Origin of the sequence: Pseudidiomarina sediminum DSM 21906, assembly GCF_000423165.1 — a bacterium.
Classification (GTDB): Bacteria; Pseudomonadota; Gammaproteobacteria; order Enterobacterales; family Alteromonadaceae; genus Pseudidiomarina; species Pseudidiomarina sediminum.
The window spans coordinates 206,039-220,419 of sequence record NZ_AUHL01000005.1; the positions used below are offsets into that span (position 1 = coordinate 206,039).

Here is a 14,381-nt window from a genome sequence, read left to right on the forward strand (position 1 = left end):
TTCCGTCATGCGCAATAGCAGTTTCTTGTCGTTAGCTTAGCGCTCTATTGTGCCGTATGCCGCGATTGATGTCATGCCCTGTTTCGTGTTCAACCGCGGCTTTTACATCGACTAAGGCGTGGTCTCGGTGAAGCGTTCAAAAAAAATCGTATGATTACCCTCATGTGCATCGGCTTGAAACAGGGTTTGATAGTCGGAGGTAAACCATGGCCGCTGGCGTAAGGATTTTTGCACTTTAATCAACGTATCCAAAGGTGCTGTGATTTTATCCGAAATGAGTACCTCACACACTGATGTACCGCAACGTACGCCATTGAGCATGTCTGGCGATAAGTCATTGTCTGGGTCGGCGAACACCGCAGCAACATCCTGACTCACTTGGTAGTGCCAATCCTGATCAATTCCTTCGCGATCAACACGCGTGCGTAAATCCTCTAAACGCTGCGTTTGCTTGGCGTGAAATGCCTTCATGTCGATGTCCAAATCTGCGAGCGTAGTCGGAGACTCCTGCTGTTCTCGGGGTCTCGCGCGTTCTACTTCTTCCGGCTCCATCGAACCGCTTGTCCTAGGCTCGGTAGGCGTTGCGGACGCAGCAGTGATGTCTGACGGCACGGTTACCGGTGTCTCTTGCTCGATCACTGCCGTTGGCGCTAGCGCTGAATAAGTATCATCTTGTTGATAAGCTTGCCATAATAGCCCAGAAAGTAGCGCTATAATTGCCAGATAAATCAGGTGCATGAATTTACTCATAAGTATTTCCTTTTTTGCTGGCATTTAATAACAATTATCCAACCTGATCAAGTAACCCCGTAAGGACGGTAACATGCAACCAGTGATTCTCTTTATTCATGGGTTTGGCTCCAATGGCTTTGGTAGCAAAGCGCAAGCCATGCGCCGCTACTGTGAACAGCACGATATCCGCTTCCTAGCACCTTCGCTGCCGGTTATCCCAGCGCTCGCGCTACAAACCCTTGAAGAGCTCATTGAGCAACTGAGCGCCATCATTGCACCACAACCACTTTGTTTGATGGGCTCATCGCTTGGCGGCTTTTATGCCCACACCTTAGCGGTAAAATATGATTTACCTGTAGTGCTCATCAACCCATCCATGCACGCCGGAACCTCGTTGCGCCGGGCGCTGGGTCAAGCGGTAAACTATTACGATGATAGCCCTTACGAATGGCGTGAAAGCTATGTTGAAACGCTGGAATCGATTGAACCTAAGTATCCATCGCCGCTGACCGCCGACAAGTGCTGGCTGTTGGCGCAAACCGGTGATGAGCTATTGGATTACAACGAAGCCGTGAACGCTCTGCCACATGCACGTCAAACCATTGAGCGTGACGGTGATCATGGCTTTGTTGGGTTTGAACGTTACCTCGGGGAGATTGTTGCGTTTTTTCGTGATGCCAGTGACGCAGCGGCATAAGAACCGCTAGACAGTATTTTTCTTTCGGCGTATGGTGAAATTGTATTCGCTAAAAACAAGAATAATCATGCTGTTGAAAACTGTACGCGCCACCCAAGCTTCACTCTCACTCCTATCGGTAGGGCTTGCTATTCTTGGCCTCAGTACTTCAACAGTAGCAGCCCCAAGCGTTACCTTTTCGAGCTTAGAACACACCCATCTTGCCCAGCTCAGCAGCAGCCCGCCGCAGCGCGACAACGACATTGAACAGCAGCTCGATAACTTACTCGACGGCGAGCTAATACCTAGTGATCACGCCGCGTTAGATGAACTGCTCCGCCATATCGATAGCTCCACGCCAATCGATACTTTCGTTCGCGCACACGGCTATCAAGTCATGCGCTTAGCGCGCTCGCAACAAGCTTCTGCTGCCTTAGCGCTGGCACAGGAATTGAAAACTCTGGCCGAGACACACACGAGTAGTAATGCGCTGAGTGAGGTCGAAACCCTCTTCGCAGAAACCTACTTGGCCACGGAGCAAATGCCCTTAGCTCTGACCCAAGTAGAACTGTTGAAACAGCGCCTCCCGCTCACTAGCAGCGCTCGCGTCCGATATCATATGCAACACCTTATCGCACGAGTACTGCAGCAAACAGGAAACTATTCCGAAGCATTGGAGCATCTGCTTGCGGCACGCGAGTTAGTTCCCGCAACGCAAACACAAGGCCAAGCACGGCGGCGGTTGTCATTAAATGTTTTATTGGCACGTATTCAAGCCCATTTGGGCCAATGGCAGGATGCTCAAACCACTACCGCTCAGGCCATTCAACAGGCCATTGCACAAGATTCGCCTCAACACCTGCCAGATCTCTATTTGCTGCATGCCTACGCTCAACAGTATCAATTTGGTCCCTCTGCTACGCTCGTCGAAGCTTTTTTGAAAACCGCCGCAGTCGCGCATGAGGCAAACAATAGCCGTGTTGAAATGCTCGGCTATAACAACGCTGGTGCTGCGGCATTACTGCTGCAAGACCTCAACGCAGCCGCCGAGTACTTGGAACGTGGCCGCGTTTTAGCAACTGCACTAGAACGTCCGCTGGAACGTTCAGTCACTGAATTTAATCTAGGCTATATCCAAGTGTTAGAAGGTAAGCATGCACAAGGTATTGCCGCGATGCTAAGCGCTGCGGAAACCTTTAATCAACTGGCGCAAAAACGTGAACGTATGCTACTGCTCACGCACATCGCGAAAGCCTACGCGATAATGGGGGATTACCAACAGCAAGCCGCAACCTTAGCGCAACAGCTAAAAATGACGCAGGAGCTTGCCGACGAGCAGCGCGACCAACAACTCGCAGACCTCCAGTTACGCTACCAAGCAACTGAAAAAAACTACCAAATTAAGCTGCTCGAACAAGAGGCGGAGTTGCGTGAACAAGAGCTTGCTGCGCAGCAACGACAACAGCAATGGACACAAGCCACCGCTATCGTCGCACTACTCTTTCTTGGCCTTTTGGCATTTGGCTATCGTAAAACAAGGCAATTGAACGGCTTGTTAAATCAAGCCAACAGCGAGTTACAACATCAATCCCTCCACGACCCGTTGACAGGTCTCTACAACCGCCGCGCCCTGACTGACCCAACGGTGGGTGCTGATCCTCGCCTACAAAGCGTTCCTTATGCGGTACTAATTATTGATATCGACCACTTTAAAATGATCAATGATCAGCACGGCCACGCCGTTGGCGACGAAGTGTTGATTGCCTTCGCGCAACGACTGCGCAATAGCATTCGTGCCACTGACAACGCCATGCGCTGGGGCGGTGAGGAATTCTTAGTGTTGTTCAAAGCGATCGATCGTGACAACCTGCTTGAGGTTGTCCAAAGCGTATTGCGTAAGGTCGTACAGTCACCCTTTGCCACCAGCGCGGGCAACTTGCCCGTGCATATTAGTGCCGGATGCGCCTTAGTCACATCGGCAACGACTGACCCTCGTTTAAGCAATGCCGTTAAACAAGCCGATACCCTGCTGTATCAAGCTAAACACGCCGGCCGTCAACGTCTTCACTATGCCCTCTCCCCGGAGCATGTTGAAAGCCTGTCGCTTCGTTTCTAAGCACCACAACGAAAAAGCCGCACCACCTACTAAGGTGATGCGGCTTTGATCGCGTTTGTAGAGCTTAGTGCTTACAGGTTTGCGAGTGCTTCGTTCAATGTCGCCGAAGGACGCATTGCTGCAGACACGAGTTCACCGTTTGGCTGGTAGTAACCACCGATTTCAACGGCTTGGCCCTGAACGCCATTCAACTCATCAACAATCTTGTCTTCGTTCGCGTTTAAGAACTCAGCAAGTTTGCTCATACGTGCGGCAAGGTCAGCATCTGCAGTTTGCGCTGCCAACGCTTCGGCCCAGTACATGCCCAAGTAGAAATGGCTACCACGGTTGTCGATTTGACCCAACTTACGTGCTGGTGACTTGTCATTTTCCAAGAACTTAGCTGTTGCTTGATCAAGCGCATCAGCAAGAATTTGCGCGCGCGCGTTGTCAGTACGCTGTGCCAGGTGCTCCAACGACGCAGCTAAAGCTAAGAACTCACCCAGTGAATCCCAACGTAGGTAGTTTTCTTCGACAAACTGCTGTACGTGCTTAGGCGCTGAACCACCTGCACCTGTTTCGAACAAACCACCACCGTTCATCAATGGGACGATTGACAACATCTTCGCTGACGTACCCAACTCAAGAATTGGGAACAAGTCAGTGAGGTAATCACGTAACACGTTACCTGTTACTGAAATCGTATCTTGGCCAGCTTTCATGCGTTGCAAGGTATGACGGGTTGCTTCAACCGGCGCCATAATTTGGATATCCAACCCAGCAGTGTCGTGATCTTGCAAGTAAGCTTCAACTTTCTTGATCAACTGTGCATCGTGCGCACGGTTAGCGTCCAACCAGAAGATAGCTGGCATACCACTCAAGCGTGAACGCGAAACAGCAAGTTTCACCCAGTCACGGATAGGTGCGTCTTTCACCTGACACATACGCCAGATATCGCCCTGCTGCACGTCGTGCGAGAACACTTCTTCACCGGCTTGGTTCAGTACTTTTACAGTACCGTTCGCAGGAATTTCAAAGGTTTTGTCGTGTGAACCATATTCTTCAGCTTTTTGCGCCATCAAACCAACGTTCGGGCAAGTACCCATGGTTGCTGGATCGAAAGCACCATTTTCACGACAGAAGCTAATGGTTTCTTGGTAGACACCGGCATAACAACGATCAGGAATCATCGCCAAGGTATCTTGACGCTCATCGTTGATGTTCCACATTTTACCTGAGTCACGGATCATCGCAGGCATAGAAGCATCGATGATCACATCACTTGGTACGTGCAAGTTGGTGATACCTTTGTGCGAGTTCACCATCGCCAAGTCTGGCTGGCTCTCGTACACTTTTTGGATGTCTGCTTCGATAAGCTCGCGCTGCTCAGCTGGCAACTCAGCGATTTTCGCTAAGACATCACCAAAACCGTTGGTCGCATCAACGCCCAAGGCTTCAAATTGGCCGGCGTATTTTTCAAACACATCTTTGAAGAAAATCTTCACAGCGTGACCGAACATGATTGGGTCTGAAACCTTCATCATGGTGGCTTTCAAGTGCAGTGACAGCAACACACCTTCTTCTTTCGCTTGCGCAGTTTCGCGCGCGAAGAATTCTTGCAGTTTCGCGACATCCATACGTGCCGCATCGACAACTTCGCCGGCCAGCACTTTAATGCCTTCTTTCAAAACGGTTTGACCCGCTGGCGTGTTCAAAACAACCTTCAATTCATCCGCTTGCGCGAAAGTGGTTGATTGCTCGCTACCGTAGAAATCACCATCGTCCATGTGGGCAACACGCGTTTTTGAGTCTTTGCTCCACGCGCCCATGCGGTGCGGGTGTTTCTTCGCATAGTTTTTCACTGATGCTGGCGCACGACGGTCTGAGTTACCTTCACGTAAGACTGGGTTTACTGCAGAACCTTTAACTTTGTCATAACGCGCTTTAATGTCGCGTTCTTCATCAGTTTTTGGCTCAAACGGGTAATCAGGGAGTGCGTAACCTTGGCTTTGTAACTCTTTGATACACGCAGTCAACTGCGGAATAGAGGCACTGATGTTTGGAAGCTTGATGATGTTCGCTTCAGGCGTTTTCGCCAACTCGCCCAACTCAGCAAGCGCGTCACTGATGCGTTGCTCTTCAGTCAAGAACTCTGGAAAAACAGCAATCACACGACCTGCTAAAGAGATATCGCGGGTTTCAACGGTCACTCCAGCGGCGTCCGTGAACGCACGAATAATCGGCAGCAACGAATAGGTTGCTAAGCGAGGTGCTTCATCGGTTTCCGTGTAAATAATCTTTGAACTATCATTCGCCATGGTGGTTTCCTTTGGAGGTTCAAAAAAGGATGTAAAAGTGGCGCGAATTATAGCAAGAAAGGGTTTTATAGACCAGCCAGCAGAAGTTAAATCTGACTATTCATAGCGTTTATGACAGAACCGTCATCAAGGATAAAAGGTGGGCCTACGCCCACCTTTACTCGGTACAACATTCCAGGGTTAGAATTTGTAACTTACTTTACCGTAGAGGAAAGCACCGCGCGGATTATGTACAGAAGACGCATAACCGTATAAGTCACCGTCACCATCACCGATCGCAAACGGTGGCTCGTCATCTAACACGTTGGTGCCACCAATGACCAATTGCATCTGTGCCGAGACATCGTAGCGCAGTTGCAAATCTAACAAGGTCTGTGCGTCAACAGTACGCGCTTCACTGGCCTCAACATCCTGTGGCGCTTGGTAATCTTCAAACTCACCGATATAGGTAAGTGAAGCTGTCGCGCCCCAGTTGTCACGTGACCAATCCGCCGAAGCTTGCCAACGGTGCTGCGGATAATTGTATTCACCCGCGTAATCAATACCGTTTTTCTCAAACTTGGTCATGTAAGACCAATCCAATTTCAAAGACAAGTTGCCCATATCTTGCAGCGACATGCCGTAATTGGTCGAGAAGTCGAGACCACTGGCTTCTTGTGAGCTGATATTGATGTAGCTGTTACGCAGCTCCGACAATGGCCCTAAGGTCTCACCAGGTAATGGTGCTAAACGCACACAGACGGTGCTGTTTTGATCATTACACTCGGCCGCGTAGACCGCTTCAAAGTCATTCCGATCAATTTTATTGTCTTGGGTGATCGACCAGACATCAGCACTGATATCCCAGTCTTGCGTCACCTGCCACACCGCACCGATATTCCAGCTTTCCGAAGTTTCCGGCTGCAGGTTTGGGTTCCCTTCAAAAACAATGGTGTAGTCCGTCGCAGCACACGCTGAGTTGTTCGGATCGATCACCGGACAACGATAGCTATCGAGGAAGAATTGTGACACTTGCGATGGTCCCAAACCAATTTGCGCCAACGACGGTGCCCGGAAGCCTTCACCATACGAAGCACGGAAGCTCAGGGTATCCGAAGCTTTCCAGCTCAGTTTCACTTGTGGGTTGGTGGTTGAGCCAAAGTCACTGTAATCATCGTGACGCGCAGCAACACTTAGCTCCAAGTTATCGGTGATCGGCGCTAAAAACTCCACGTATGCCGCCCATTGGTCACGTTCCGCTGCAGCAGAAACCGACTCTGTACCAAAGATCAAACCACGTTGGAATTGATCATCCGGCACGTCTTCCACATCTTCTTCGCGATACTCGAAACCGGCGGCCATCATCACCGGACGTCCTTGCATTTCAAACAGCTCACCCGACAAATGACCGTCCACTGCAGTCAAGTGAGATTCACCGCGACGTACTAAGGTAGTGGTGATGGCGTCAATCACTTCTTGTGGGTTGGTCACGCCACCAAATGGGTTATAGCGACCGGCATTAATCTCTTCTTGTAAGAAGTCGGTACGTACCCAACCTTGTGACTTATCACCAGTTTGAATCGAGCGACTACGGGCTTTCTGCACGGCAACATCCCAGTCCCACATGCCGACCATACCACGCAATCCACCAACCAACCGGAAGGTATCTGATTCAATGCTCCACACCCGGTTTCCTGCATCAACGGTACGATAACGGTTAATATCAACACGCTCACCAAATGGGTTGTTCGGATGATCTGCGGGCACATAAAGGCCAGCATCAAGATCAAGCGGTGTTGCCGCACCACCAGCCATTGAGGTGTTGTGTTGGGCAGAGAACTCCATATAACCTTCAATGCTACTGTTCAGCTGACGATTCATTAGCACTAATGCACCTAATCGCTCCGCCGGCGGTAACGCCATCGCATGTGGACCGTAATCGTAGACACAGGTTGAGCCTAAGGCGTTTTCCGCCGGACAACCTGGGTCAATCACCACTTGGCCATTAAGAATAAAGTTGCCTGGGTAACCGCGTGATGAGCGGAAATCATTACCGCCATAAGGGGCCTGGTTCGCAGTACCGTTGCGACCTAACTCGCCGCCCATAATGGTGCTGTTTTTAAAGTAATCAAGAATGACCGTAGTGTTGCTCTTATCATCACCGGCACCCCACACGGCACTCATGGTCGTTTCATCATAAGTTGGCCCAGTCGTACCACCGTAGCCCACATTTAATTCGGTTCCCACGTAGTCATCGCGGAGGATCACGTTCACCACACCGGCAACCGCATCGGAACCATAAATTGCTGACGCACCGTCTTTCAGAATATCAATGCGCTCAATCGCAGCCATTGGAATGGTATTAATGTCCACAAACGAGTTTGCCACGCCTTCGGCAAAGGCCGAGACGTTCACGCGGCGACCATTGACCAGCACCAGCGTCGCATCAGCGCCAAAGCCACGGAGACTTACTGCAGCGCCACCATTGGCGGTGGAGTCTTGGCTATTGCCACGGGTCGAAAATGTACCTACACCCGCAGCAGGCATCCGCTCGAGCAACTGTTGTAGATTAGAAAAGCCGGAAGCATCAATATCATCACGCGTGATCACATCAACCGGAGATGCACCTTCAAGATCGGTACGGTTGATACGTGAACCAGTGACTTGGATACGCTCATCAGCTTGCGACGCGTTCGCTTCGTCTTGTGCTTGAGCATAACTTTGAGGCGCGTACATAGCGGCAAGCGCTAACGTACACAAAGATAAACGAAATGGTGTGTTCATATTCTTATCCCTAGATTGTTTGATTTAACCACTTAACATATTGAAAACAAATATGTCAGTTCTGTTATCGCACAACTTTTGAGCAGAATCAAAACACCACTGTAAAAAAAACGTAAAGACCGCAAGTCATTCAACTTGCGGCCTTTTTCATTTAATTAAGAAACGTCTTAATCAATTTTAGGGGTCGTTAGGCCACGACGCTCAAGCAATGCGTCAACCGTAGGCTTCTGACCACGGAAGTCGATGTACTGTTGCATTGGGTCTTTACTGTTCCCTTTTGACAGGATCGCTTCACGGAATGCCTGACCGTTTTCCAAGGTCAAACCACCGTTCTCTTGCACGTATTTGAACGCGTCAGCAGCCAACACTTCTGACCACATGTAGGCGTAGTAACCTGCTGAGTAACCACCAGCAAACACGTGCGCGAAGTAGTTTGAACGGTAACGTGGTGGTACCGCTTCAACGGCAACACCGTTGCGCGTCAATGCTGCTTGTTCGAAGGTGTTCACATCTTCGATGCTGGCCGCTTCTTCAACTGACAACGTGTGGTATTCAAGATCCAACAATGCCGCTGCGATGTACTCAAGGGTGTCATAACCCATATTGAAGTTTTTCGCTGCCATGACTTTGTCGAGCAATTCTTGTGGGATCTGCTCACCCGTCTCGTAGTGCTTCGCCATGTTCGCGATCACTTTCGGGTTCAAGGTCCAGTCTTCTTGGAAGGTCGACGGGAATTCAACGTAATCACGTGATACTGAAGTACCAGCAAGCGACGGGTACATCACGTCAGAGAACATACCGTGTAAAGCATGCCCCATTTCGTGGAACATGGTGCTTACTTCATCGAAGCTCAGTAACGTAGGTTCACCGTCAGGTGCTTTGGTGATGTTCATGTTATTCAAGATCACCGGCTTGTTATCCAACAATTGTGATTGCGACACGAATGAACTCATCCATGCACCACCACGCTTGCCATCACGGTTGAACCAGTCACCGTAGAACAAACCAAGGCTTTCACCGTCAACGTCTTTCACTTCGTAAACGACCACGTCATCCGCGTAAGTCGGGATATCGTTGCGCTCTTCAAACGTGATACCGAATAACTGATTCATGGCATAGAACACACCATCTTCAACCGCACGGTTAAACTCGAAGTATTGTTTTACTTCGTTTGAATCCAGCGCATATTTCTCAGCACGTACTTTTTCTGCATAGTACGCCCAGTCCCAAGGCTTAACCTCAAAGTCGCCGCCTTCAGCTTCAATAACTTTTGCAATTTCAGCCATTTCAGCTTCAACGTTGCTAACAACCGCTGGCACAAGGTCACGCAACATTTGTTGTGCTGCTTCTGGTTTTGCTGCCATGCTTTGCTCAAGCACGTAGGCACCCCAGTTGTCATAACCTAACAACTGTGCTTTTTCAGCACGTAATTGTGCCATTTGCTTCACTAATGGACGGTTATCGGTGGCGGTGTTACCGCTACCACGCAATGCTGAGGCTTTCCAAATCTGCTCGCGCAACTCACGGTTTTCAAGTGACGCTAAGATCGACTGACGGGTGGTGTTCGTGACGCTAATCACGTATTTACCTGCCATATCTTTCGCTTCTGCAGCTTTCGCGAGCTGAGCAATATGTGACTCGCTTAAGCCGGCAAGCTTAGCTTTGTCGTCTACGACAACCAAGTTTTCATCAACCAAGGTCATCAGGTTGTTACGGAATTCTGTCGTCAATGACGAGAGTTCTGAGTTAATTTCACGAATACGCGCTTTCTCGTCTTCGTTTAACTCTGCACCCGCACGGACGAAACCTTTGTAGGTATCTTCGATCAAACGTAGCGCTTCGCCTTCGTGCTGATCACGATTCTCGTATACCGCTTTAACACGCGCAAACAAATCAGCATTCAAGCTGATGTTGTCGCTATGTGCAGCATATTTAGGCGCCATGGTAACTTGCAATGCACGGGTATCGTCGTTCCCTGCTGAACCTGCAACGTTACCGAATACTGCGCCTACGCGGCTCAAAAGTGCGCCAGACTTTTCCATCGCAACAATGGTGTTTTCAAAAGTTGCTGGTTCTGGGTTGCTCGCAATCGCTTCGATTTCTTTGCTGTGCTCTTCCATACCCGCCAAAATAGCTGGCTCGTAGTGCTCAAACTTGATTTTAGTGAAGTCTGGCGCGTGGAATGGCAAAGTGCTTTCCGCGTAGAAAGGATTGCTTTGGTTAAACTCGCCAGCCGCAGCTGCGGTTTGTGTTTGCTCAGCTTGAACTTCGGTGGTAGCTGGTGATTGAGCGGCGTCTTTATCTGAACATGCAGCGACAGTAAGTGCTGCACCGATAGCAACCGCGATCAGGCTCTTACGCATGAGGTGTTCTCCCTATGGATTTATTATGTTAGCCCTTCACCTTAACAGAAAAGGGCTGCAAAAGAAGTGGCCATTAATGTAACCGTTGGTAACAAGTCACTCAAGCGCTTTCGTGGCGCAAAGCTTGCAATTGAACGGATCAGGCCACGTTTTTGACCGGAATTAAAGGGGCTAAACCATATTTTGCCCGGGCTTTGTCACAATAAGGATTGGCTTCCTCATCCCCCGCCGCGAACTCACGACAGGGTGACGGGCGATCCGCATAGATACGACATCCGACCCGCTGGCCAATTTCGCCTTCCAGCGCAACGCAGCGCGGTTCAGCTTGATTGGTGCCCTGCATGCAAAGCAAATGAGGGTGAAAGTTTTCCGTCAATTCTGAAGGCACGTAACCATTGGGAGCCCCCGTCGCTTCACCCCAATAGAAAGAAACACGATAAGACGCGCAGCAAGCTCCACACGTCAAGCAGGCCGAAACCGTACTCATTGCGCAAAACTCCATAAAAAAGGTTAGGTTTATGGCGAAACATGAAGATGATTTTCGCACCGCTCAGCAGCATTGGCTGATCCGCAAAATAATATAGGAAGAATTGAATTTCGCGCAATAAAAATCGATAACGTAATTTTAGGGAGGGATAAAAACAAAAAAAGCCCAAGTTGAATCAACTTGAGCTTATCAATATAGTGGCGGAGCGGACGGGACTCGAACCCGCGACCCCCGGCGTGACAGGCCGGTATTCTAACCAACTGAACTACCGCTCCGCAGCGGCTATACTGTTGAGGAAAGTGGCGGAGCGGACGGGACTCGAACCCGCGACCCCCGGCGTGACAGGCCGGTATTCTAACCAACTGAACTACCGCTCCAACTTCCTCGCATTTGGGTTGCCTTGGTAGGTCCCCCCGAATGCGGAGCGAATATTACGAGGGCTGCTGGGTCTCGTCAACCTTTTTTTTGAAGATTTATTTCGTTTGCCTGAAAATTCATCAGTTCGTTCTTTTTTTGTAAGTTTTGTCCGGGAATTTAAGCCGTCGTCGCTTTTTTTTATCAGTTACGGTAATCTGCGTAGCTTCTCATGAGCGTCAGCAAGGACCGTCCTACATGCGACAAATCGTACTTGATACAGAAACCACCGGTCTTGACCCGGCCAAAGGCCATCGCATCATTGAAATTGGTGCGGTTGAGTTGATCGGGCGCAAACTCACCGGCAATACCTTTCATGTTTATATCAATCCGCAACGCGTAGTTGAGCAGGAAGCGATTGAAGTCCACGGCATTACCAATGAGTTTTTGCAAGACAAGCCAGTGTTCTCGCAAATTGCTGACGATTTTCTCGAATTTATTCGTGGTGGCGAGTTGGTCATCCATAACGCTGCGTTCGACGTTGGCTTTATGAACCATGAGTTTGCTCTGCTTCGCAATGGCACCGGCGTCACCCGCGATTACTGTCAAGTTCTTGATACCTTATTACTTGCGCGTGAAATGCGACCAGGGCAAAAGAACAACCTAGACGCGCTGTGTCGTGCCTACGGTATTGATAACTCGAATCGAACCTTTCACGGCGCCCTCCTCGATGCCGAATTGCTGGCCGATGTCTACTTAGCGATGACCGGTGGCCAGACCAAACTTGAACTGGCCACGCAAAAGAAAACCTCGCAGCACAATGGCCAAGCGGTGGACTGGACTCGTGTACAGAACAAACCAGCGTTGCGCGTCGTCAAAGCGACGGCGGAAGAAGAGCAAGCGCATCAACAGCGCTTAAGTGTCATTGACGCACCCTTATGGCCACAATCATGAAGCAAGTGCATATCTATACAGATGGCTCTTGTCTTGGGAACCCAGGCCCTGGCGGTTATGGCGTTGTGATCGAGTACGGCAAACACAAAAAAGAACTGGCAAAAGGCTTTCGTCTGACCACCAACAATCGTATGGAAATGCTTGCCGCGGTGGTTGCATTGGAGGCACTCAATCAACCCTGTCAGATCACCTTGACCTCAGATAGCCAATACCTCAAGCAGGGCATTCAGCAATGGATCCACAATTGGAAACGCAACGGTTGGCGCACATCGAATAAGAAGCCAGTAAAAAATGCAGATTTGTGGCAAGCCTTAGATAAAGCCTGCGCCCGACACAAAGTCCAGTGGGAATGGGTAAAAGGACACGCGGGACACCCGCAAAATGAACGCTGTGATGAGCTAGCGCGTGAAGCGGCGAGCCAGCACGCCACCCATGACGATACTGGCTACCAGCCTGAGTAGCGCGTTGCGCTACTCGCCATTAACTTGCGGATACTTGGCTTCATCCCACGCCTGCATACCACCAGCGACGGAATACACATTGGTAATCCCCATACGTTCCAAAGACTCTGCCGCTAACGCTGAACGTCCTCCTGAACGGCAAATCAAGTACAACGGCTGTTGCGCAATGCGTTGCAGGGCATCTTCATAACCCGCGACATCAGGATGCTGATGCAATTGCATTTCTAATACGCCACGTGGCATGTTCACGGCTTGGTGAATATGACCTGCAGCGTACTCACCCGGCTCGCGCACATCAATAACACGGCCACCTTCGGCAATCACTTGCTGTAACTGATGCACATCAATTTCTTTTACGTTCGCTTTGGCTTTCGCACATAATTCTTGAGCTGATAACATTAGAACTCCTTCGTTTGTGTCTGATTTGCCACAGGTACTGTCTGTAACTTTGGTTGTAAATTTCGTTTCGCTACTTTTTCCGGCAATAAGGTCAATGGGTAGGCACGTTTCTTGGCAACGATCATATACCCTGCTCCTAGTTGCGGCAGCCATTGGCTCGCTTTGGTCATGCCCTGCTCCAGCCACAGCCAGCGCTGCTGCAACATGCTTGGCGCTAGATAATGATGGGCACAGACCTCAAAATTAAGCAGTGCCAACCAATCCATCACCCGTGCACAACTAAAGTAGCGTGCATTCCACGGGTACTTTTTTCGTTGTCCCGGCCACAATGCGCGGCAGCGATGCGCTGCCAGCGGGTTTAATCCCACCAGTACTAGCGTACCATCATTAATTAAGCTATAGCTAAATTCTCTTAGTATTTGGTGGGGATCATTGGAAAATTCAAGCTCCATGACAGATAAAATTGCATCAAGACTTTGTTCGGCGAACGGCCAAGCCGTGGCCTCAGCGTAAACATCAGCCTTAACCTGCGTTGATGGCGCTACAGAGAATTGATGAGAAACCTTGCACTGGGGCACTGCGAGGGCCGCTGCAAGCGCACCACTTTTTGCGAAATGATAACCAAACACGCGCCCAAGTGCAGGGCGCAACGCAGCTTCTACCTGTTGCTTGAGCCAAAGGCCATGGGCAATTTCTTGCCAAGATTCGGGGGCCTTTACGTGATTTTCGCGTCGCGCGGGTTTTAACATCGCCCTACCTCACCTGTATACTGGTGCCAA

At 50.0% G+C, this 14,381-nt stretch carries 11 protein-coding genes and 2 tRNA genes; 4 read left to right on the top strand and 9 right to left on the bottom strand.

All coding sequences use genetic code 11. The features are described from left to right. Positions 1 to 111: 111 nt before the first annotated feature. On the bottom strand, positions 112 to 750 hold the full coding sequence (locus tag G535_RS0100905) for a hypothetical protein (RefSeq protein WP_026860346.1): 639 nt from the start codon (positions 748 to 750) through the stop codon (positions 112 to 114). Between the two features lie 73 nt (positions 751 to 823). On the opposite strand from G535_RS0100905, the gene G535_RS0100910 reads away from it, so the two are divergent. After that, entirely contained in the window at positions 824 to 1,429 is a 606-nt protein-coding gene (locus G535_RS0100910; protein ID WP_198678989.1) for a YqiA/YcfP family alpha/beta fold hydrolase, read from the top strand. A 67-nt stretch (positions 1,430 to 1,496) separates the two neighbouring features. After that, entirely contained in the window at positions 1,497 to 3,524 is a 2,028-nt protein-coding gene (locus G535_RS0100915) for a GGDEF domain-containing protein (protein WP_026860348.1), read from the top strand. A gap of 71 nt (positions 3,525 to 3,595) precedes the next feature. Here the strand turns inward: G535_RS0100915 and G535_RS0100920 are convergent, their stop codons facing one another. From G535_RS0100920 to G535_RS0100945, 6 genes are all read right to left on the bottom strand, one after another. Further along, complete coding sequence (locus tag G535_RS0100920; protein WP_026860349.1) at positions 3,596 to 5,821, bottom strand: NADP-dependent isocitrate dehydrogenase; 2,226 nt, start codon at positions 5,819 to 5,821, stop codon at positions 3,596 to 3,598. Between the two features lie 180 nt (positions 5,822 to 6,001). Further along, the gene (locus G535_RS0100925) at positions 6,002 to 8,584 is read right to left on the bottom strand and encodes a TonB-dependent receptor plug domain-containing protein (RefSeq protein ID WP_026860350.1); all 2,583 of its coding nucleotides are present in this window, start codon (positions 8,582 to 8,584) and stop codon (positions 6,002 to 6,004) included. A 167-nt stretch (positions 8,585 to 8,751) separates the two neighbouring features. Next, entirely contained in the window at positions 8,752 to 10,947 is a 2,196-nt protein-coding gene (locus tag G535_RS0100930; protein WP_026860351.1) for a M3 family metallopeptidase, read from the bottom strand. 139 nt (positions 10,948 to 11,086) lie between these two features. Beyond that, on the bottom strand, positions 11,087 to 11,434 hold the full coding sequence (locus tag G535_RS0100935) for a YkgJ family cysteine cluster protein (protein WP_026860352.1): 348 nt from the start codon (positions 11,432 to 11,434) through the stop codon (positions 11,087 to 11,089). A gap of 198 nt (positions 11,435 to 11,632) precedes the next feature. Continuing rightward, positions 11,633 to 11,709, bottom strand: a tRNA-Asp gene (locus tag G535_RS0100940). 25 nt (positions 11,710 to 11,734) lie between these two features. Continuing rightward, positions 11,735 to 11,811 (bottom strand) — tRNA-Asp (locus G535_RS0100945). Between the two features lie 235 nt (positions 11,812 to 12,046). Between G535_RS0100945 and dnaQ the strand changes: the two genes are divergently transcribed. Beyond that, entirely contained in the window at positions 12,047 to 12,742 is a 696-nt protein-coding gene (gene dnaQ / locus G535_RS0100950; RefSeq protein WP_026860353.1) for a DNA polymerase III subunit epsilon, read from the top strand. Further along, on the top strand, positions 12,727 to 13,203 hold the full coding sequence (gene rnhA / locus G535_RS0100955) for a ribonuclease HI (protein ID WP_245581313.1): 477 nt from the start codon (positions 12,727 to 12,729) through the stop codon (positions 13,201 to 13,203). Before dnaQ ends, rnhA begins: the two co-directional genes overlap by 16 nt. Before the next feature lie 9 nt (positions 13,204 to 13,212). Here rnhA and G535_RS0100960 read toward each other — a convergent pair whose 3' ends face one another. Together G535_RS0100960 and G535_RS12570 are read right to left on the bottom strand one after the other, a co-directional pair. Beyond that, entirely contained in the window at positions 13,213 to 13,602 is a 390-nt protein-coding gene (locus G535_RS0100960; RefSeq protein ID WP_026860355.1) for a rhodanese-like domain-containing protein, read from the bottom strand. Beyond that, positions 13,602 to 14,351, bottom strand: a complete 750-nt coding sequence (locus G535_RS12570; protein WP_051206874.1) for a methyltransferase domain-containing protein — start codon at positions 14,349 to 14,351, stop codon at positions 13,602 to 13,604. Before G535_RS12570 ends, G535_RS0100960 begins: the two co-directional genes overlap by 1 nt. Between the last annotated feature and the right edge of the window lie 30 nt (positions 14,352 to 14,381).

Excerpts from the sequence above, each read along its gene's own strand:
- G535_RS0100925 (WP_026860350.1), bottom strand. The coding sequence starts at position 8,584 with ATGAACACACCATTTCGTTTATCTTTGTGTACGTTAGCGCTTGCCGCT.
- G535_RS0100935 (WP_026860352.1), bottom strand. The coding sequence starts at position 11,434 with ATGAGTACGGTTTCGGCCTGCTTGACGTGTGGAGCTTGCTGCGCGTCT.
- G535_RS0100915 (WP_026860348.1), top strand. The coding sequence starts at position 1,497 with ATGCTGTTGAAAACTGTACGCGCCACCCAAGCTTCACTCTCACTCCTA.
- G535_RS0100930 (WP_026860351.1), bottom strand. The coding sequence starts at position 10,947 with ATGCGTAAGAGCCTGATCGCGGTTGCTATCGGTGCAGCACTTACTGTC.
- G535_RS0100960 (WP_026860355.1), bottom strand. The coding sequence starts at position 13,602 with ATGTTATCAGCTCAAGAATTATGTGCGAAAGCCAAAGCGAACGTAAAA.
- G535_RS0100920 (WP_026860349.1), bottom strand. The coding sequence starts at position 5,821 with ATGGCGAATGATAGTTCAAAGATTATTTACACGGAAACCGATGAAGCA.
- rnhA (WP_245581313.1), top strand. The coding sequence starts at position 12,727 with ATGGCCACAATCATGAAGCAAGTGCATATCTATACAGATGGCTCTTGT.
- dnaQ (WP_026860353.1), top strand. The coding sequence starts at position 12,047 with ATGCGACAAATCGTACTTGATACAGAAACCACCGGTCTTGACCCGGCC.
- G535_RS12570 (WP_051206874.1), bottom strand. The coding sequence starts at position 14,351 with ATGTTAAAACCCGCGCGACGCGAAAATCACGTAAAGGCCCCCGAATCT.
- G535_RS0100905 (WP_026860346.1), bottom strand. The coding sequence starts at position 750 with ATGAGTAAATTCATGCACCTGATTTATCTGGCAATTATAGCGCTACTT.
- G535_RS0100910 (WP_198678989.1), top strand. The coding sequence starts at position 824 with ATGCAACCAGTGATTCTCTTTATTCATGGGTTTGGCTCCAATGGCTTT.